17 protein-coding genes are annotated in these 18,931 nt (G+C 65.7%); 5 read left to right on the top strand and 12 right to left on the bottom strand.

The window, feature by feature from the left end; translation table 11 throughout:
* Positions 1–45: 45 nt before the first annotated feature.
* Together G3480_RS15180 and rsxC are read left to right on the top strand one after the other, a co-directional pair.
* Positions 46–1,011 (top strand): type II secretion system F family protein, encoded by a 966-nt coding sequence (locus tag G3480_RS15180; protein WP_164654731.1) that lies wholly within the window; start codon positions 46–48, stop codon positions 1,009–1,011.
* A 237-nt stretch (positions 1,012–1,248) separates the two neighbouring features.
* Positions 1,249–2,592, top strand: coding sequence for an electron transport complex subunit RsxC (rsxC, locus tag G3480_RS15175; protein WP_164654730.1), 1,344 nt, complete (start codon positions 1,249–1,251; stop codon positions 2,590–2,592).
* Between the two features lie 81 nt (positions 2,593–2,673).
* On the opposite strand, the gene G3480_RS15170 is transcribed toward rsxC, so the two are convergent.
* The 11 genes from G3480_RS15170 to G3480_RS15120 form a co-directional block, all read right to left on the bottom strand.
* Positions 2,674–2,877: a hypothetical protein gene (locus G3480_RS15170; RefSeq protein WP_164654729.1), complete on the bottom strand. Its 204-nt coding sequence runs from the start codon at positions 2,875–2,877 to the stop codon at positions 2,674–2,676.
* A gap of 3 nt (positions 2,878–2,880) precedes the next feature.
* A complete protein-coding gene (locus G3480_RS15165; protein ID WP_164654728.1) occupies positions 2,881–3,459 on the bottom strand; it encodes an RnfABCDGE type electron transport complex subunit A in 579 nt (192 codons plus the stop codon).
* Complete coding sequence (rsxE, locus tag G3480_RS15160) at positions 3,456–4,106, bottom strand: electron transport complex subunit RsxE (protein WP_164654727.1); 651 nt, start codon at positions 4,104–4,106, stop codon at positions 3,456–3,458. Before rsxE ends, G3480_RS15165 begins: the two co-directional genes overlap by 4 nt.
* 4 nt (positions 4,107–4,110) lie before the next feature.
* Positions 4,111–5,007 carry an RnfABCDGE type electron transport complex subunit G gene (locus G3480_RS15155; RefSeq protein ID WP_164654726.1) on the bottom strand — a complete coding sequence of 299 codons (897 nt, stop codon included), beginning with the start codon at positions 5,005–5,007 and terminating at the stop codon, positions 4,111–4,113.
* Positions 5,004–6,038 carry an RnfABCDGE type electron transport complex subunit D gene (locus tag G3480_RS15150; RefSeq protein WP_206171731.1) on the bottom strand — a complete coding sequence of 345 codons (1,035 nt, stop codon included), beginning with the start codon at positions 6,036–6,038 and terminating at the stop codon, positions 5,004–5,006. The genes G3480_RS15155 and G3480_RS15150 overlap by 4 nt, the downstream gene beginning before the upstream one ends.
* 130 nt (positions 6,039–6,168) lie before the next feature.
* The gene (locus G3480_RS15145) at positions 6,169–10,716 is read right to left on the bottom strand and encodes a 4Fe-4S binding protein (RefSeq protein WP_164654725.1); all 4,548 of its coding nucleotides are present in this window, start codon (positions 10,714–10,716) and stop codon (positions 6,169–6,171) included.
* Between the two features lie 163 nt (positions 10,717–10,879).
* Positions 10,880–11,725: an RnfABCDGE type electron transport complex subunit B gene (locus G3480_RS15140; RefSeq protein WP_206171730.1), complete on the bottom strand. Its 846-nt coding sequence runs from the start codon at positions 11,723–11,725 to the stop codon at positions 10,880–10,882.
* A 44-nt stretch (positions 11,726–11,769) separates the two neighbouring features.
* Entirely contained in the window at positions 11,770–12,189 is a 420-nt protein-coding gene (locus G3480_RS15135) for a zinc ribbon domain-containing protein (protein ID WP_164654724.1), read from the bottom strand.
* A 212-nt stretch (positions 12,190–12,401) separates the two neighbouring features.
* The gene (locus tag G3480_RS15130) at positions 12,402–12,815 is read right to left on the bottom strand and encodes a hypothetical protein (protein ID WP_164654723.1); all 414 of its coding nucleotides are present in this window, start codon (positions 12,813–12,815) and stop codon (positions 12,402–12,404) included.
* A 345-nt stretch (positions 12,816–13,160) separates the two neighbouring features.
* The gene (locus tag G3480_RS15125; protein WP_164654743.1) at positions 13,161–13,379 is read right to left on the bottom strand and encodes an FAD-binding protein; all 219 of its coding nucleotides are present in this window, start codon (positions 13,377–13,379) and stop codon (positions 13,161–13,163) included.
* A gap of 73 nt (positions 13,380–13,452) precedes the next feature.
* Entirely contained in the window at positions 13,453–13,632 is a 180-nt protein-coding gene (locus G3480_RS15120) for a transposase family protein (RefSeq protein ID WP_164654722.1), read from the bottom strand.
* Positions 13,633–14,094: 462 nt separating this feature from the next.
* Between G3480_RS15120 and G3480_RS15115 the strand changes: the two genes are divergently transcribed.
* Genes G3480_RS15115 through G3480_RS15105 form a run of 3 tightly spaced genes read left to right on the top strand, consistent with a single transcriptional unit; the run spans position 14,095 to position 18,590 of the window.
* Complete coding sequence (locus tag G3480_RS15115) at positions 14,095–15,150, top strand: cytochrome c peroxidase (protein ID WP_206171729.1); 1,056 nt, start codon at positions 14,095–14,097, stop codon at positions 15,148–15,150.
* Positions 15,147–18,401 carry an EAL domain-containing protein gene (locus tag G3480_RS15110; protein WP_164654721.1) on the top strand — a complete coding sequence of 1,085 codons (3,255 nt, stop codon included), beginning with the start codon at positions 15,147–15,149 and terminating at the stop codon, positions 18,399–18,401. Before G3480_RS15115 ends, G3480_RS15110 begins: the two co-directional genes overlap by 4 nt.
* A 33-nt stretch (positions 18,402–18,434) precedes the next feature.
* On the top strand, positions 18,435–18,590 hold the full coding sequence (locus tag G3480_RS15105) for a diguanylate cyclase domain-containing protein (protein ID WP_338114149.1): 156 nt from the start codon (positions 18,435–18,437) through the stop codon (positions 18,588–18,590).
* Between the two features lie 73 nt (positions 18,591–18,663).
* On the opposite strand, the gene G3480_RS27905 is transcribed toward G3480_RS15105, so the two are convergent.
* Positions 18,664–18,931 (bottom strand): hypothetical protein (locus G3480_RS27905; protein WP_206171728.1); only part of this gene is annotated, 268 nt, incomplete at its 5' end.

Below are 18,931 nucleotides of genomic sequence, written 5' to 3'. Positions count from 1 at the left end.
AGCCACTGGAATTCCGCAGTTGAGAGCCTGCCGCACAGGATCCTGATGAATCATCGTATCAAGGCCGACATCTTCACACAGCTTGCAGCCATGGAGCACGCCGGGGTGTCGCCGCAGCAGACCTTTCGCGCGCTGGCTCAAACGGCGTCTGCGGCTGATCGCAAGCCGTTGGAGACCGCCGCCGCATTGGCCGGTCGTGGCCGCAGCCTAGGCACGATCGGCAAGCACACGGGGCTTTTCGATCGGGTCGACGCCGAGATCCTTCAGGCCGCGTCCGTCGCCGGGAGGATCGAGCAGGCCTATCGCCGTCTTGCCGAGCGCCACAATAAGGCGGATCTCAGGCGACGCCAGATGCGCGGCAAGCTGATGCTTCCGGCCTTGGTCCTCCTCGTGGCGGCCTTCGTGCGCCCCTTTCAAGCCTTCTTTCTGGGCGAACTGGATCTTCTGGGCTACCTGGCTGCCGCGCTCGGTCCGGTCGTGTTGGTCGCGTCGGCCGTTTTTCTGGCCCCGCGCCTCTGGCGGACACTCAAGTCGGCCCGGATTGGGCGGTCGCTGCAAGCACTGGCGCTGGATCTGCCCGGTCTCGGTCGGCTTGAGACCCTCCGCAATCGCTCGATCTATCTGGATACACTGGCCTTGCTGATCGAGTCTGGCGTTCCGGCGCTGAAGGCGCTCGCGATCGCGGCGGGAACCGTCCCCAATCAGCAGGCGCGAGCGGTGTTTGATCGTCTGCGCGTCGCAGTGGAGGCAGGAAAGCCGCTGCATCGTGCATTCGATACCTGCCCTCTGATGGATAGCCGCTCGACCCGACTGCTCGCCGCCGGCGAGGTTTCCGGCTCGCTCGGCGATATGCTGACGCGCATTGCGGCCATGACGGGCGATGATCTCGAAGGGCTCCAGGACGCCTTGGCGACCTGGGTGCCGAGGATCGCCTATCTGATGGTCGCCATTTGGATCCTCAGTGGGCTGAGTCCAACCGCCTTCGCTCCCCAGATGCCGGAGGATCTCTGAGTCGTGGTCCAGCAGGGGAACCTCAGGCGCGCGCGACAGAGCCCATTCAGCGTTGGCGCAGACGAAGTCTGGGTCGCACGCTCGACCAGCCTTGACAGGGGCTTGGGCGCTGCCTAGCCTGCCGATCGAAGGCTGTCTTGGCCGTCTTGTAGCGGGTGCAGGGACAGTTGGATGTTCGATCCCTTTTTTCCGTGCGTGATACCGCCGCACGGCACGCTTTGCTGTGGTGACTCGCGAATGAATGCTCTAAGCGCGCTCTTCAAACAAGGCTTCGCCCATGGTGTGCATCCGGCTGAGAACAAGGAGCGCACTCAGGAGCTGCCGATCCAGCGCATGCCCTTCGTCGACCGCTATGTCATCCCCTTGCACCAGAACCTAGGCGCACCCGCAAAGGCGATGGTCGTACCGGGTCAACGGGTGCAGCGCGGAGAATGCATCGCCGAGCCTGGCGCCTTCGTCTCAACGGCCTTGCACAGCCCGGTCACCGGCTGGGTGCGAAGCATCGGCCCCCAGCGTTTCGTCGATGGGCGTTTTGCACAGGCCATCGAGATTACTGCCGACCCCTACTCGACCCAGCGCTTGGCGCCCAAGCCGCCGATCGACTGGGCGGCCCTCTCCATGGACGCCTTCATTGGCGAGATTCAACAGGCGGGCATCGTCGGTCTCGGCGGTGCCGCCTTCCCCGCCCATGTGAAGCTCTCCTTGCCCGAAGGGCAGCGCATTCGGCATCTGCTGATCAATGGGGCCGAATGCGAGCCCTTTCTGACCAACGACCATCGGCTCATGCTGGAGCGGCCAGAGACCCTGATCCGCGGCATCGAGATCATGCGTCAGAAGTTGGGAGCGGAAGAGGCGACCATCGGCGTCGAGCTGAACAAGCGGGACGCCATCGAGGTGCTGCAACAGCACCTCAGGGGTGACTTGCCGATCCGTGTCGTCCCGCTGCGGGTCAAGTATCCGCAGGGCGCCGAGAAGATGCTGATCAAGTCGATCTACAACAAGGAGGTTCCCTCCGGATTGCTGCCTCGGGATCTCGAGATCCTGGTCAATAACGTCGGCACCGTGGTCGCGATCGCGGACTATTTCGACCTGGGGATGCCCCTGATCGAGCGCGTGGTGACCGTCTCCGGCCCCGGCGTTGCTTATCCGGCAAACCTGATCGTACCCTTGGGCACGCCGGTGCGCGAGGTGTTGCGCTTTTGCGGTGGACTCAAGGAGGAGACTCGGGAGGTGCTCATGGGCGGCCCCATGATGGGCGCGCCCATCGCCAGCCTGGATGCCCCGATGCTCAAGGGTAGCTCCGGGCTGCTCGCCTTTACCGCGCAGGAAACGGCCCGCCCCAAAGAGACTCCCTGCATCCGTTGCGGCCGTTGCGTCGAGGCCTGTCCCTATTTCCTGAATCCATCCCGCCTCGCGCGTCTCGCCAAGGCCCGGCTCTTCGATGAGATGAAGGCCTACCAGGTGATGGAGTGCGTGGAGTGCGGCTCCTGTACCTTCTCCTGTCCCTCGGGCATTCCCATCGTGCAGTTGATCCGCACCGCAAAAGACAATCTGCGCCAAGGCAAGCGTCGAGCGGACTGAGGCAACGGGGCCTCAGGCTGCTTGGCTCCGCCTTCGTCTGCGACGGCCTGACCGCAGCCTCGCCCTTGGCGCTGACGACGCTCAATCAGCACGCAACTCGATGCTAGGCGAGCTGTCATTGCGCTCAGGCGCGGGCGTCTGACAATGCCCTCCCCCGCCGCATCCCCCGGCCCCCGATTCGATGTGCCTGCCGTTGGGGTCGACGCGCCTCAGCCAGCCCTGGAAGGCGACCCAGGCGCCGCAGAGCAGGGCGAGTCCGACAATGGCGATGAGGTGCCTGAGCATGCTTCAGGCCGCGCTGAAGAGTCCGGCGAAGCCCATGAAGGCCATGGAGAGGATGCCGGCAATGATGAGGTTGAGCGCCGTGCCGCGCAGCAGTCTGGGCACGGGTGCGATCTGGGTCTCCTCGCGCAGCCCGGCCATGAGGACCAGGGCCAGGGTGAAGCCGAGACCCGCGCCGAGGGCGTAGGTCATGCCCTCGACGAGCCCGTAACCCTTGTTGGTCGCGAAGATGGCCAGACCCAGGATGGCGCAGTTGGTGGTGATGAGTGGTAGGAAGATGCCCAGGGCGCGGAAGAGTCCGGGGCTGACCCGCTTGATGACCATCTCGATGAACTGCACCGTGCTGGCGATGACGACGATGAAGCTGATGAGCCGCAGGTAGGGCGCATAGATCAACACGTAGGTGTTCAACAGCCAGGAGCAGAGCGCGGTGATCAGCATGACGAAGAGGGTCGCCAGTCCCAGCCGCAGCGCCGTCTCCAGACGCCCGGAGACGCCCAGGAAGGGACAGAGTCCGAGGAAGTAGGCCAGCACGAAGTTGTTCACCAGCAAGGCGCTGATGAAGATCCAGACCAACTCGTTCACGATCCCTCGACCTCCATCTCAGCCAGCCGTTCGGCCAGCTTCTGGCGGCGCTCGGCAAGCCAGCTGAAGAAGAGCAGCAGCAAACCCAGGGTCAGGAAGCCGCCCGGCGGCAGGACCATGATGACCCAGGGCTCGAAGTTAGGTCCGAAGAGATCGACGCCGAAGAGGGCGCCTTCGCCCAGGATCTCGCGCACGCTGCCGAGCGCCAGCAGGGCGAAGAGGAAGCCGGTGGCCATCCCCAGGGCGTCCACGAGGGCCAGTCCCACGGGCTGACGCGATGCGAAGGCCTCCTGGCGGCCAAGAATCAGACAGTTCGCCACGATCAGCGGGATGAAGGCACCGAGTTCCTTGTGGATTGCCGGCACCAGCGCCTGCAGCGTGTAGTCGGTGACGGTCACGAAGGTCGCGATGATGATGATGTAGCTGGAGATGCGGACCTGCCGCGGGATCCACTGCTTGAGCGTGGCGACCAAGAGGCTGGAGGCGACCAGGACGAAGAAAGTGGCGGCGCCCATGGCGAGGCCGTTCACAGCGGAGTTGGTCACCGCCAGCATGGGACACATGCCGAGCACCTGGGCGAAGACCGGATTTTCGCGCCAGAGGCCCTTGATGAATTCTTGATAGGCGTCGGGTTGGGATTTGGGCATCGGGTTAGCCTCCAGCCTCCAGTGGCCGGCTTCCAGCGGGTAGCTCGGATTCGGGATGCGGTGCGGGATTCAGCGGTGCGGCTTTACGCGGGCTCGCAGCGCTAAGAAAGTGTCCATCAATTGTTTCCCGATGCGAGCGATGCCGCCCGAAATCCCCCCTGGCCCCCCTTTGCGAAAGGGGGGAAGTTGTTGATGGACGCTGTCTAAGCTCGGGCTCAGGGACTGCACGGCGCTCAGCTTGCGGCTGAGCGCTTGAGGCTGGCAGCCTGGATAGCCACCGCTGATTGCCCTCGTTGATGATCCGCACCACTGCCTTGGAAGAGATGGTTGCGCCCGTGATGGCGTCGACCTCGTTGGGCGCGGTTGCGGTGCCCTTCTTGACGGCACGGATCTCCGGGGCGACGGCAAGCCGGGCGAACTCGTCGACGAAGGACTGATCCTTGTAGATCTTGTCGCCCAAGCCAGGCGTCTCACGGCTCTCCAAGATCTCCATGCCAGTCACCATGCGCGCTGCAGGCACATAGCCATAGAGCAGGTGAATGGTGTCCTGAAAACCCGGACCGGCGCTTGGGATGGCATAGCCGACCAGCCCGCCTCGAGCGTCATAGCCGCCGAAGACCGCCTCGTCGTCGGGCTCCTCGGCATCCTTCGGGGCCAGAGTGCCGTCGGCGTAAACCAGGCGCTGGATGTGGTCGATCTCCGGGAGCACCTTGAACACGGCCTCGCGCAGCATCTTGGCCTGATAGGCGGTGATGGTGGGCAGGGTCGCCTCGTAGACCGAGACGATGATGAGCCCGGACAGCAGGCCCGCGATGCTCAGGGTCGCGACCAGCCGGGTTGAGCTGGGCTCTGTCCGCTGACAATGGGACGCCTTGGCTGCTTGATCTGATCCAGCGCTCATTGGTGTCCACCCTGGGGTGACTTGAGGCCCTTGCCGAAGACGCGTGGCTGGGTGTAGCGGTCGATCAATGGGGTTGCCGCATTCATGAGCAGGATGGCGTACATGACGCCCTCGGGAAAGCCGCCGAAGACCCGGATGAGCATCACCAGGAGACCGATGCCGATGCCGAAGATCCAGGCGCCCTTGGGCGTTAGCGGCGAGGTCACCGGGTCACTGGCCATGTAAAAGGCGCCGATCAACAGGCCTCCGGAGAACACCGAGAAGAGCGGTCCCGGGTAGCGGTCGGGGTCGATCAGGAAGAGCAGGCTGGCGAAGGCCGCGACTGTGATCAGGATGGACACCGGGATGCGCCAGTCCAGATCACGCCGGAAGGCGAGATAGAGACCACCGAGAATCAACAACAGCCCGCTGGTCTCGCCGATACAGCCGGAGGTCTTGCCGATGACGAGATCCCAGAGCGCCGTCGACTGCTGCTGGAACTTCATGAGACCCAAGGGCGTCGCTGAGGTAACACCGTCATAGTCGAGGTGCATCAAGGGCGCGGCCAGATTGGACGCTGCGACCTGGAAGAAGTCCGTCGAGCCGGTCTGGGCGCTCCAGGTCGTCATGGCGACCGGAAAGGCCGCGAGCAGGAAGGCGCGGCCGACCAGCGCCGGATTGAAGAGGTTGTAGCCCAGCCCGCCCCAAATGATCTTGCCGAGACCGATGCTGACGGTACCGCCGAGGAAGGCCATCCAGAGCGGCAGTGCGGGCGGCAGCGTCAGCCCGAGCAGCAGTCCGGTCACCAGTGCGCTGCCGTTGGCGAGCTGATCGCGGCGCTTGTCTTCCGGCAGGAAGGTCCACTCGGTCAGCATGGCGCCCGCGATGCTGGCGAGCAGGACGAGGAGTGCGCCGAGCCCAAACATCCAGATGCCCGCGAGCGTCGCTGGAGCGAGCGCGATGAGGACGTCGCGCATGGCCATGGACGTGGTGAGCGGCTGCTTCAGCAGCGGTCCCGGCTGGACGAGGAGTTTGGGATCGCGATGTTTCAAGTCGAGGGTACCATCGGTGGTCGGTGGTCGGTGGTCAGTGGTTAGTGGTTAGTTGCCAGGCTGGGTAGAGTCCGGCGCATCCCGTGATCGACGGGCGATGCCGAGGGCGTCTGTCGAAACATGACCTGCTTTAATGTCTCTGCTGGGCGTCATCGGTCTGGCGATGATACCCGGCCAGCGTCATCAGCCGCTCACGGATGTCCTGCCGCATCTCCTGCTCGAACGTTTGCCGCAGCGCGGCGAGCTGCTGCTCATAGCGGGCGGCCTGCTCGGTCAGTTCGGCCTGGTGCGCGGCAGCGACGGCGGCTTCTGCGGCCTCCTGCACGCGCGCCGTGAAGGGCGTGACCAGACCCGCAAGCTCTTGCAGGATACGCCAAGAGTCGCGGCGCTCCTCGCACAGGCGCGCCAGCTCCGGCGCAACCGCGTAGCGGACCGGGGCGCGATCCGGGCGCTCGACGCTGATAAAGGGGGTCTGTCCCGGACGATGCTCGGGCGGGAGCGCCAGATAGGCCGGCAGTCGGATCGGCTTGGGGCTGTCCTCGGCGAGCGGGCTGAGGTAGTCGGCGAAGCGCCTCTCTGTTGCCGCCCAATCGGCGGGTGTGACGGGCCCGCCTGCCGCGCTTGGCCAGGTCGCCTGAGGCGCGGGATTACCCGCCAGGTCGAGCCGCGAGCCGAAGACGCCTGCGGCCTGCGGGTCATAGATGAAGAGCGGCAGGGTCCGGGTCTCCACCGCCAGCCGCGCCTGGTCCAGTGTGCGGTCCGTCGCGAAGCCATGGCGTGCTGGGCTGGGCGCATGCAGATGGATCAGCGCCGGGCCTGGCGCCGCCAGGGCCTCTTGCAGACTGCGCATCAGGTGCTCAGGCGCCCCGAGCGACGTTTGGGCGACGAACACCTGAGGCTGGCTCAGCGCCAGCTGTGCGAGCTGGATGCCGGGATCCGGCAGTGCCGCGGGCAGTGAGTCCATACCAGCGCGGTCGGTCAGCCCCAGGTCGAGTTCCGAGAGCACCATCACCTTGACCGGCAGTCCGCTCCCGAGGAGCCAGATGAGCTGCGCCAGACCGCGTCCGGCGAGCATACGGCTGCAGCCGACCAGGAGCAGCGCCGGGCAGGTGGCGCGCTCGTCCGCGCTCAGCTCCTGCCAGCTCAGTGTGTCCAGCTCGGACCACAGCCGCTTGGCATCCGCTGGCTTGTCCAGCTCCAGGCGCGCCTTGCGCAGCAGTCCGAGACCCTCGGTCGCCTGGCGCAGCTGGGCCTCGAGCAGACCGGCGGCGAGCTGAGGCCCGTCCCCGGTGGGATCGACGGTGACGGGGATGCGGAAGGCGTTTTGCGGAAAGGCCCCGGCCAGGCCGTCGGCGTTCTCGGGTGACAGCACCAGACTGACAGTCGCCCGGCCCAGGCCGCGCCGTCCGCCGGCGAGTTGATCCTCGTCGCGTGCGAGCTGGCGCGCCAGTTCAACCAGGCGCCCGAGCCGCTCGACGTCAAGCGCGCTGCCGATCTGATCCTCTGCCAGACCGACGACGGTGCTGAGATCCGTTGGGCGCGTCCCGACGTTTGCCAGGCCGCGCGCCAAGGCGTCCAGGTCGTCCGCCGGGAGCGCGTCGGCGAGGATGCCGCGAATCAGTCGCGCAATGCGCTCGCGCGTCTCCGCAACCTGGCTGACGAGCGCCGCGCGAGCGGGCGCCTGATGAGCCTCCGCGACCGCGAGCGCGAGCCTCAGTGCGAGTCTGGCGCCCGAGCCGGATTCCACCCCGTCTCCGCCGATCATGCTGCCCGCCGTGCGGCGATTCAGGAGGCATGCGGCAAGGGCGTCTATAGCGGATGCGGCCGCTAGCGCCATGGTTTCGGCGTCGCTGTCGGGGAGCTGTTCCCAGGCGCGACGGACCATCCTGGACTGCTCGACATGGTCCGGACCCTGATGGGTCATGCTCAGTGCGCCCGGCGCGCAGACCCGGGCGCAGATGCCGCAGCCCTTGCAGGCGGCCGGCTCTACGGCAATGAAGAGCAATCGGCCGCTGCCGCGCGTCGTGGATTCAGGGGCGCGGAAGAGGGGGTCGGTCACGGCGACCGGCAGCTTGCCGATAGCGTCTTTGAGGCGCGCGGCGTCGACGCTCACCGCCTCCTTGCGTTCGGCCGGCAACGGCATCTTGCCGCCGAGCCAGGTCAGTGCCTCGTCGAGCAAACCGCCGAGCGACCTGGCGGACGCCTCATCTTCCGCAGCGCAGTCTTGGGCCATGCGCTCGGCCAGCTTGGCGGCAAGCGGCTGCAAGGCGGTCGCCTTGGTCGCGCCAATCAAGCCGTCCAGCAACCGGCGAGGCGTCACCGCGACGGCGCCGACGGCATTGTCCGGGCAGCTGCTCCAGCACTGACCGCAGCCGGTGCAGAGTCCTGGATCGAGGTCCGGCATGAGGCTGCGCTGCGCGCTGAGGTCGCGGAAGGCCGCGCTCAGCGGCGGGATGGCGCCGAGCCCGAGATAGGGATCCGGCGTCAGCTCATGGGGTCGACCGGTGCGATAGAGCACGCCGACCTGGTCCCAGAAACGCGGCAAGCTGTCGTAGCCGTCGTCGCCATGTCCGAGCGCGCGCACCACGGTTGGTGCCTGGTCGTCGATGGGGGCTGGGGGACGCGGGGCATCGGGGAGCTGGAGGTAGTCGACGCGACGCACACCATTGAGTCCGGCCGCGAATTCGGCGGTCTTGGGATCTGGGCTCTCCGCTTGCTGTGTCTCCCAGAGGGACTGGGCGCGGCGGGTCGAGCTGTCCAGCCAGCCGCGCTCGATGAGCACACCGCAGATGGCGCCGAGCAGCGCGGAATCGAGATCCCCAGGCGGAGGCGTCAGGGCGTAGAGGGCGGTCTTCTGGTGTCGCAGCCCCTGTTGCAGTTCGGGGTCGAGACGCGGCCAGAGGATGCCGTCCTCGGCCGGGCCGAGGATGAGCAGGACGCCCTCCGGGCTGAGATGGAGCAGTGGATCAGAGCCCTGCACGGCGGCGTCGAGCGTCAAGACCGAGAGATCCACGGGCGGGATTGCGCCAGGATCGCGCAGGGTATCGGGACCAGTGGTCAGGCGGTCGATGCAGTAGGAACCCCAGGGCTGCGCCGGGAGTGCCGGTCGGCTGCGCAGGCGTCCGCCGAACAGGGCGAACAAGAGCGCCGAGGCCTCGGCCGCCAGACCTTCACCGCGTTGCCCGGACCGGCGATGGATGGCGAGCGTGAGCGCGCGTGCCGGGCGCAGGTCCGGCTCGGGCCGAGTGGAGCGCAGTCCGAGCTTGCCGATGTCTGGGTGATCGCGCTTCAGGCGGTCGAGCAGGATCTGACGCTTTGGGTAGGGGCTCGTGGCGGGGGCGAAGTCGAGGCCGAGATAGCGCGGAATCGGCTGACGTCTCTTGGCGGCCAGGCAGAGCGCGGTGAGGTCGGCGCCCCGCAACGGCAGACCGCCCAGCCCATAGATGACGGGCTGAGTGCGCAGCAGGCGGAGGTCCGAGAGTTCACGCCGTGCTGCTCCGGCCGCGCGATGCAAGGCGGCGCGCAGCTCACGCAGCAGTGGTGGCTCCTGGCCGAGCGGCCCATCCAGCCGTTCGAGCACCAGGACATCTTGACCTGCCTTCAGATGGGCGAGCAGCGCATCCTCGGGGAAGGGGGCCAACTGGCGCAGGCCGAGCACACCGACCTTGAGGCGCTCATGCTGCCGCAACCAGTCGGCCGCCGCCTCCGCGGTTTCCACGGCCGCGCCGAGCACCATGAGCACCAGGCTGGCATCCTCGACGCCATAGGCCGAGACGGCGGCGTGGCGACGCCCGGTCTCGCGGCCGAGATCGGCCATGGCCTGGCCAAGCGCTGCGGCGACGTCGCTCTCGAAGACCGCCTTGGACGCCGCGGCCAAACCCCAGATCTCGGATGCCTGCGTCGAGCCGAGCAGGACGGGGTGTTCCGGATCATGGCGGCGCGGCAGGCGGCGGCGTCGCTCGCCCAAGACGAGGCGCTGAGTCGCGCTGGATGCCTCGATGGTATCGCCTGGCTTGCCGACAAACCGGGTGATGAGCTCGCGGGGCGCCAGGCGCACGTCCTGCATGGCGAGTGCCGTTTGCTCGCCGTCCATTGCGACCAGTCCCGGGACCAGCACTTGCTCCGACACGCGGCGCGCGATCAGGCTGAAGTCCACCGCTTCCTGGGCATTGCTGGCCACCAGTACGAAACAGCCGCTGTCGCAGGCCATGTGCAGGGCCTCGTGGCCGCTGCCCGTGACCTGCGCCGGGCCGGACAGGGCGCGATTGGCGAGATGCAGGACCAGCGGGGCGCGATAGCCGGCAGCGGCCCGCAGTTGGTCCATGGCCGCGGCAAGATCGGTTGATGATAGAAAGACCGTCGCGCGAGCCCCGCCCAGGGACGCCCCCAGCGCACTCGCGATCGCGCCGCGCGCGCCTTCCGCGCCCAAGGTGTTCAGCGCGCTGCCGAGCCGATTGCGGCCGTGACGGCGCTGCTCGGCGCGCCAGGCGAAATCAGCCGTGTCGGCAGGAAAAGAGGCGCCCAGGCCGGCGACCTCGCTGATCGCTGCCTCTGTTGCCGCGATCGCGGTGTTGCCGTCGAGCGCCGTCGGCTCCCCGGCGTAAGGGCCCGCCACGCGCGCAGGGGAGCCGAGCACGCGCCGCAGCAAGCGCAAGGCGCTGTTCGAGAAGCTGGACATCAGAAGATTTCTCCAGCCGGACGGCACGACATAGTCAACGACCTGAACGGATCCATGATCAACAAAGGAATCAGACGCGGGGGTTCAATAGAATCTCTAAACATTACCATTCTCTCGCGCTGGTTGGCGCCCTTGCGGCAGCGGGATCCGCTCTGACGCTGGATCAGCTGCCATGCCGAGGTGAAAGACGCGGCTGTTCCTGGAACTGCTTCCCGGTGACCCACTGGATGGCTCCTGTCGGACAGCGGAAGGTTGCGTCTGGGCGCGCCGGCCCACCGGCCGAGTAGTCGATATTGGGCTGATTGTCTTCCATGCGGATGAGTCCGGGTGCGGCATCCGCGGCGCAGCGTCCGCAGGCATCGCAGGCGGCCGAGCAGAGGGACAGCGCGATATCGCCCGCCAGCGGCGTACTGCATTGGACGAAGAGGTGATGACTCTCGGGGACCAGTTCGAAGAGATCGCGAGGGCAGGCGTCAACACAGTCGCCGCAAGCCGTGCACTTGACCGGATCAACCACGGGCAGGCCGTTCGGGCTCATCTCGATGGCGTCGAAATCGCATGACGTCCTGCAGTCTGCCAGGCCAAGGCAGCCCCAGGCGCAGCCCTTGCCGCCACCCGAGACCAGGGACGCCGCGCGACAGCTCTCGAACCCGTGATACTCCGCGATCTGGAACGCCTGCGCCTTGCCACCGGCACAGTGCAGCCGCGCGGTGCGCCGCTCGCGCCCACCGGGGTCGACGTCCAGCAACGCAGCGACCGCATCGACGATGTCTGGACTGGCGACCGTGCAGTGCCCGGGCGAGACTTGGCCAGCGACCAGCTTCTCCGCGAAGGCCCGGCAGCCGGGCTCGCCGCAGGCGCCGCAGTTGGAGCCCGGCAGCAAGGTCTCGGCCTCATCGACACGAGGATCCTCGGCGACTCTCAGGTAGCGATAGGCGACGGCCAGAATGAGGGCGAAGGAAAAGCCGAGCCCGGTCATGATGGCCGGGGCGATGATGTAGTTGGTCATGCCGGTGTTTTCGGAGTCGGAATCAACTTGCCTTGCTTGTCGGCCTAGGCACCGAGGAGGCCGGGCAAAAGGTCGCTCAGGCGCACCACGAATTGCCCGAAGCCTCGGTCGACGTAGACCCCAATCTGTGCGATGCAGGAGTAGGCAAGCGCAAACTGAGCGACGGCGTAGCCGGCCAAGGTGAACTGGCCGAGGCTGAAGACACCGATGCCGAACTGAGCGATGGTGATGATGCCTGCCCCGAACTGGCCGATGGCGATGAAGCCGACGGCCGGCACGGGCACCTTGTTCGGGCGGAACTTGAAGGAGATATGCAGCAGGGGCAGGCCCATGACCCTGGCCTCCGATTTGTACTCGAAGCCCCAGCCGTCCCAGGCGGGCCTCGCGGGATAGGGCGCGCCGCATGATGGGCAGGTGATGGCGCTCTCGCTGATCTCGTGCTGACACTCACGGCATGGTTTCATGGCTTGACCTGCTGCATCGAGATGTTGAGGAATGAGATGTTGGGGCGTGAGTTGACTCCCTGTCATTCGCCCTTGCCCATTCGCCCTTGCCCATTCGGTCGGGCCCGCTGCTTTGTGGGAGCAGCGCCCCGCCGCGACCGGGTGTCGCGCCGAGGCGGCGCTCCCACCTCGGCGCGCCGGAAGGTTGATCACTGCCGCGCAGGCGATTGGGCTCAATTTTCCAAGTAGACGGACGAGGTGTCGAACGCCTCTTCCGGCGTGCCATGCCAGGTTCCGTTGTCGAAGAAGCTTGGCTCATAGGCGTCGTGACTGTAGGTGTAGAACGCCATCGTCCAGCGGTCCTTGTTGCCGAAATAACGCAGGCGACAAAGGTGTGTCGGTGTGTTGCGTAGCCGCTCTCTATACTCGTCAGCGGTTTGGCCGAATACCTTCGGATCGAAGTCGGGGGCGACGTATGGCTCGATGTAGGCGTCGATGTAGCAGAATTGGCTGCGAAATCGGACGTCGATCCGATTGAACTTGCCTGAGTAATGCTTCTCGGCATGGTCGAGGATCCGCTGACGAATACTGGGTTGGATCGCCGGCGGAATCTTCACGCCGCCTGACTGCGGGTCAAAGGTCCACATCTGCCTTGTCATTTGGTACTCATTCGGTTCGTTTCGTAAAGTGGGCGTTGATCGTCGGATCGCCCAGTCGGTTGAGTCGGCACCCTGCATCCTCAACAGGTAAAGCGACTTGCGAGCGGCGCCTCGCCGCGATCGCGCGCCCGTCGCGCCGAGGGCGGCACTCCCACCTGGGTGTGTGGGAATGATGATTCGTGCCTGTCCTGCCGTGTCTGGCGCTCGGCGCAGGTCATGATTCCTAAATAGAACCGATCGTCGAACATCTGGCAAGAGTCGTCCCGATGCTACCCCGAGGCGAGGCAAGCATCAAAGCCTCTGAATGGTGTGGAGCCGGCCTGTGCGCAGACTCTAGGCGTTGACGCCCATGCAGCGCTGACCGTCGTGGATGAGGTTGAGCGTGACCCACTCGTTGAAGGAGTCGACACCATGCCGCAGCCCCTGCTCGTAGAGGGTTTGAAGCATGATGCGCCCGACCTTGTCCGCGGCATAGCAGGCCCGCGGCTTGGATGCCCGGCCGAAGGGGCGCGTCCAACTGCAAGGGCACGCGTGAAACGTCTTCGGACTCAGAAGCTGTCTGCAAGACGTGTAGCGACTTCAGTCGCCCTTGGTTAGGGCGAGTGGGCGACTGAAGCCGACCCGATCACCCGGCCATCCGGGCCTCGGCGCTGATTTTCAGACTGCCTCTCAGCCGTGAGATCACCGCGGCAATGCGCTCGCGCATAGATCGGCCATTGGCGAAGGGCGCAACCTTGCGCCGCCAATCCAGCTTCGCCTGACCAAGCGCCTCCATCGCCTTCCAACCTTGCGCTCCACTGAGCATGGCACAGACCGGCCACCAGTAGAATTTCCATCAACGGCTACCGCTTGTTGCGCTCAACCCGGGGTTCCCGAAGCTGACCGACACAAGCAACTTCTTGAGGTCATTTCTCGCCATCATGCCGCAACCAATTATCCGCAAAGACATCTCGTGCTCGCCCGCCCTCGGGCCATATACTCGCACTCGAAAAACTGCTAACGTTCATGCCCATCTCGAAACACTCAATACTCTGCATTGGGCTAGATCGCGTAATCCACGGAAGTTTCGCGGTTCTGAGCATGCCCGCATCAACAGTGACTTAGGTGCATGCGGCTTGGGTGGTGTTGGCACCAAAGTGGGCAAACCCCCTCGAAAAGGCCAGAACTTCAGGTAATCGATATTCCGTCCCTTAAGCACAGTCGTTTGGCTCCGACTGATCACTCCCTGCCTAGGTTTCGACCGAGCGCCGCCCTGATCCGCTCCCTGGTGCATCCGGCGCCTCGGGCCTGTTGCTTCGACCGCAGCTGCCGCGGCACCCCTGGTGCGGCTGCCCGCCAGGCGAACGGATCCCGACTGGCGCGGGCGTCTGGCGCCTTCCTCCTCTCGGTGTCCCTAGCGGGGACGCCGATCCAGATGCTCGGGGCCGAGGTGCGCTTGGAGCCGATTCGTCCCATCCCGGAGGCAGCGACACTCGAGGCGCGTGCCGCCGCGCTCGGCGAGCGTTTGTTCGCCGACCCCCGACTGTCGCGTGATGGCCGTATGAGCTGCGCGTCTTGCCACGATCTTGCCCGCCATGGCGCCGATGGGCGCACGCACCCGAGCGGCACCGAAGTAACGCAGGGGAGCGTCAAGACGCCGACGGTCTACAACAGTGGACTGAGCTTCGTTCAAGGCTGGAACGGGCGCGCGCCGACATTGGAGGCCATGGTCGGCCTGGCGGTGACGAGTCCGGCCTTCATGGGCTCCAGTTGGTCCAAGGTCATTCAAGGGTTGAGGTCGGACGCGAAGCTGAATGCCGACTTCGATGCAGTCTTCGATGAGGCGCCGACGCCGGAGACCGTCACGGCGGCAATCGCCGCCTTCGAGCGCTCACTGGTGACGCCAAACTCCCGTTTCGACCGCTGGCTCGCTGGCGAAGACGAGGCCATTGACGAAGCAGAGCTGGACGGCTATCGCCTCTTCAAGTCCTATGGCTGTGTCAGCTGCCATCAGGGCGCGAACGTCGGCGGCAACATGTACGGTCGCATGGGACTGATGGGCGACTATTTCGCTGACCGCGGGGGTGAGATCACCCCAGCGGATCTCGGGCGTTTCACGATCACCGGCCTCGACGAAGATCGTCACTTGTTCAAGGTCCCCAGTCTTCGATTGGCTGTGCGCAATCCGCCCTATTTCCATGACGGCAGCACGGAAACCCTTGCCGAGGCGATCCGGGTGATGGCGCGCTATCAGCTGGGCCGCTCCATTTCCGACGAGCATGTCGCCGCGATCGAGCGATTTCTAACGACCCTGGTCGGCGAGCATCCCAGGCTGACCCCATGAGGCGGCGTCGCAGCTTTTTCCAACTCTTCTTGTTAGCCACGGCGATCCTGGTCGTGCTGCTGCTCTTTGCGCGGACCCAAGTCCTGGACAATGACGCCTATTTCGGCTGGTCGCGGGACCTGCTTGCGGTCAAGGAACTCGAGGCCCAGCTCGACCGCGACCTCTTGCGCGTGAGCGCCTTCCTGCTGACGCAGTATGACCCGCTGACCGATGTCCAGGAGAAGCTGGAGCCCCTGGGACGACGCTTCCGCGATCCCGGCGCCGGACGTTATGGCAGCACCACGGATGGGATCGATGAGGCCATCGACGCTTACTGGCGCAGCCTGGGCCGGAAGCAGGCGCTGGTCGAGCGCATCAAGCTGCAGGCCGCGCTCCTGCGCAATGGCCTGAGCTACCTTCCGCTGGCGGTCGAGGAGCTGGCGGCCAGCGGCACGCCGACCGCGGGCACCGTTCTGACCTTGCTGAATCGGCTGTACCTGCTCAATCTCTTCCCGAGCGAAAGCGATGAAAGGGCGATTCGCGAGACGCTCTCGCGGTTGGACGCGCGCATCGCAGAGCAGGGGCCGGATGCGGCCATGCTGCAGAATACGGTGAGTCACATGCGCGCCAATCTCGCGGGGCTGCTGGAGCTGCGGCGTTTGCGTGACGACTACCTCGCGATGCCGAGCGGTGAGCGGTTCGAGCGGCTGCAGACGCTCTACACCGCCCATCGCGCCAGCGCTGCGCACCGTGCCGAGCAATTCAGCAGGATCCTGTTCGTGCTGACGCTACTGCTGCTGCTCGGTTTGGCGCTGGTGCTGCGTCACCTGGAGCAGACGCGCGCCCTTGCGGTGCGCGAGCGCAACCGCCTCAGGGATGCCGTGGAGAGCCTGGGCGAGGCCTTTGCGCTGTTCGATTCGCGCGGGCGGCTGCTGCTCAGCAATCGGCGTTTCGCCGATTTTTACCTCTGGCTGGCCAAGAGTCTCGAGCCGGGCGTCGCCCACGCGCAGTTGGAGCGTGAAACCCTGGAGCGACTCCAAAGAGTACCGGCAGCGGGCGCCACGGGCGCCTCCGCGACCAGCCAGACCTATTTCGAGCATCTCGAGGATGGCCGCTGGTATCTGGCCAGCGATTCCAAGACCGCAGAGGGTGGAATGGCCTGCGTGCGCTTCGATATCACCGAGGCGAAGCGCCGCGAGCTGGAGCTGCGCAAGCTCTCCCTGGTCCTCGAGCAGAGTCCGGCCTCGGTGATGATCACCGACACCCAGGGCAGCATCGAGTACGTCAATCCGAGATTCGAGGAGGTGACCGGTTATCGCGCCGACGAAGTTCTGGGCCGCAAGCCGAGCTTTCTGAAATCCGGCGACACGTCCGAGGAGGAGTATCGGGACTTGTGGGAGACGCTCTCCGCCGGCCGCGAATGGCGCGGCCACTTCCACAACAGGCGCAAGGACGGCAGCATCTTTTGGGAGTCGGCGTCCATCTCGCCGGTGCGGGATGAGGCCGGGCGCGTGACCCACTTCGTCGCCGTCAAGGAAGATGTCACCGCGCGCAAGCGGGCCGAGGACCAGCTGCGCATGAACGCCACGGTCTTCGAGACGACGGCCGATGCCATCATGGTCACGGACGCCGACAACCGCATCAAGACGGTGAATCCGGCGTTCACACGCATGACCGGCTACGCGCCCGAGGACGTGCTGTGCAAGGACCCGAGGATCCTCAGCTCGGGTCGGCACAATGCACGCTTCTATCGGCGGCTTTGGGAGCGGCTCTTGGGCCAGGGCTCCTGGTCAGGCGAGATCTGGGCTCGGCGCAGGGACGGCAGCGTCTTCCCCGCGCTGACCTCCGTGGTGGCCACCAAGGATGACTGCGGACGCGTGATGGAGTTCGTCGCCGTCTTCTCCGATATGACGCAGCGCAAGAGCGACGAGCAGCAGATCCGTTATCAGGCCAACCACGATGCCTTGACCGGCCTGCCCAATCGCGCGCTCCTGCAGGACCGCTTGGAGCTTGCCATCGCGGCCGCGCAGCGCGCGCAGCGCGCCTTGGCCGTCCTCTTCGTGGACCTCGATCGCTTCAAGTCGGTCAACGAGACCTTCGGGCATGTCAATGGTGACCAGCTGTTGCAAAAGGTGACGAGGCGGCTCGACGCCTGCGTGCGGCAGGCCGACACCCTGGCGCGTTTCGGTGGCGATGCCTTCGTGATCCTCTTGCCCGAGGTGGGCAGCGGGGCGGAGGTTGCCACGGTCGCTGACAAGATCATCGCTCGTATCGGCCAGCCCTTCCATCTGGCCGACCGAGAGGTCTATGTCGGTGCGAGCATCGGCATTGCCCTCTACCCGGAGGACGCCGAGACTGCCGATGCCATGCTGCTGCATGCCGACATGGCGACGACGCGCGCCAAAGAGGCGGGACGCAACCGCTACCAATTCTTCACCATCGGCATGCAGCGCTCGGTCCGTGCCAAGGCGGAACTCGAGCACGAGCTGCGCCGAGCCATCGACCGGCAGGAGCTGGTGCTCCACTATCAGCCCGTGGTCGACGCGGCGACTCGCCGCCCGGTCCACTACGAGGCCCTGGCACGCTGGCATCATCCGACGCATGGCATGGTGTCGCCGGACCGTTTCATTCCGCTGGCCGAGGAGACCGGGCTGATCGAGCCGCTCGGTCGCTGGGTGCTCGAGACCGCCTGCCGGCAGCTCAGCGCATGGCAGCGGATGGGCTGGTCCCACTTGGGCTTGGCGGTCAACGTTTCCGCCCGTCAGCTCGAACTCGGCTTCACCGCGGCGGACGTGGAATCCATCCTGGCGGCCAGCGACGTCGCGGCGACCAGCCTGGTGCTGGAGATCACCGAGGGGCTGATGCTCGACGGCCGCGCCGAATTCTGCACCCGGCTGCAAGAGCTTCGGGATTTGGGGGTTCGGCTCGCCGTCGACGATTTCGGAACCGGCTATTCCTCCCTCGGCTATCTCAAGCGTTTCCCCGTCGACGAGCTGAAGATCGATCGTTCCTTCGTGCAGGGCTTGCCCGATAGCAGCGACGACGTGTCTTTGGTCGAGGCGATCATCGGGATGGCCCGTAGCCTGGGTCTCGAGCTGGTCGCGGAGGGCGTCGAGGACGAGCGCCAGCTCGCGTTTCTCCGCCAGCGTGGTTGTGGCTTGCTGCAAGGCTACTTACTGGGCCGGCCGGCGTCCGGGGAGGCGGTGTCCGAGCTGCTCGCCTGCTCGTTAGATTCGTCTTCCCCTGATCTTGATTCGGCTCTGCATCCATAGGGATTGCCTGATCTGGTCCCTTGACCGACTCTGGTGTCCGTGGGCGGGCGGTTGTGTCACGTCGGTGTCAGCATGGGGATCGCGGTCTTCCCCGATGATGCCGATGACATGGACACGCTGATTCGTCGTGCCGACAACGCCATGTACGAGGTAAAAAGGCGCTGGCAAGAACAGCGATCACATCTATGATCCGGTGGCTGATCGAGGATGTGGGCGTTGATCATCGGATCGTCCTGTTGGTTGCGTCGACACCGTGCATCCTTCAGGCAAGGCGACGTGGGAGCGGCGCCCCGCCGCGATCGCGCAACCGTCGCGGCAAGGCGCCGCTCCCACTGGCCGTGCGCTTGGACCGAAGGATGATCGAGACCAGGATGTGGTCCTCGGCCGCCTGCGGTATCGCCAGGGAGCGCCCCTTGGTTGCTTCTCTGAGTTCGGTCGGGCGATACTTCTTCCAACGAATAAGGTTAGATCGTCCGAGCGAAGCGAGCGACGATCTGAACCGGTTGTTGGACAAGCCCGGGATCGTGGCG

This window comes from Thiorhodococcus mannitoliphagus, from assembly GCF_010915725.1.
GTDB lineage: Bacteria > Pseudomonadota > Gammaproteobacteria > Chromatiales > Chromatiaceae > Thiorhodococcus > Thiorhodococcus mannitoliphagus.
Note: the sequence above shows the minus strand (reverse complement) of the source record. Positions and strands in the feature narration are given on the sequence as shown.

What these genes read in the sequence shown, in the direction of transcription:
- G3480_RS15130 (WP_164654723.1), bottom strand. Translation starts at nt 12,815, where the DNA reads ATGTGGACCTTTGACCCGCAGTCAGGCGGCGTGAAGATTCCGCCGGCG.
- G3480_RS15110 (WP_164654721.1), top strand. Translation starts at nt 15,147, where the DNA reads ATGAGGCGGCGTCGCAGCTTTTTCCAACTCTTCTTGTTAGCCACGGCG.
- rsxE (WP_164654727.1), bottom strand. Translation starts at nt 4,106, where the DNA reads ATGCCCAAATCCCAACCCGACGCCTATCAAGAATTCATCAAGGGCCTC.
- G3480_RS15140 (WP_206171730.1), bottom strand. Translation starts at nt 11,725, where the DNA reads ATGACCAACTACATCATCGCCCCGGCCATCATGACCGGGCTCGGCTTT.
- G3480_RS15170 (WP_164654729.1), bottom strand. Translation starts at nt 2,877, where the DNA reads ATGCTCAGGCACCTCATCGCCATTGTCGGACTCGCCCTGCTCTGCGGC.
- G3480_RS15145 (WP_164654725.1), bottom strand. Translation starts at nt 10,716, where the DNA reads ATGTCCAGCTTCTCGAACAGCGCCTTGCGCTTGCTGCGGCGCGTGCTC.
- G3480_RS15135 (WP_164654724.1), bottom strand. Translation starts at nt 12,189, where the DNA reads ATGAAACCATGCCGTGAGTGTCAGCACGAGATCAGCGAGAGCGCCATC.
- G3480_RS15180 (WP_164654731.1), top strand. Translation starts at nt 46, where the DNA reads ATGAATCATCGTATCAAGGCCGACATCTTCACACAGCTTGCAGCCATG.
- rsxC (WP_164654730.1), top strand. Translation starts at nt 1,249, where the DNA reads ATGAATGCTCTAAGCGCGCTCTTCAAACAAGGCTTCGCCCATGGTGTG.
- G3480_RS15120 (WP_164654722.1), bottom strand. Translation starts at nt 13,632, where the DNA reads ATGCTCAGTGGAGCGCAAGGTTGGAAGGCGATGGAGGCGCTTGGTCAG.
- G3480_RS15155 (WP_164654726.1), bottom strand. Translation starts at nt 5,007, where the DNA reads ATGAGCGCTGGATCAGATCAAGCAGCCAAGGCGTCCCATTGTCAGCGG.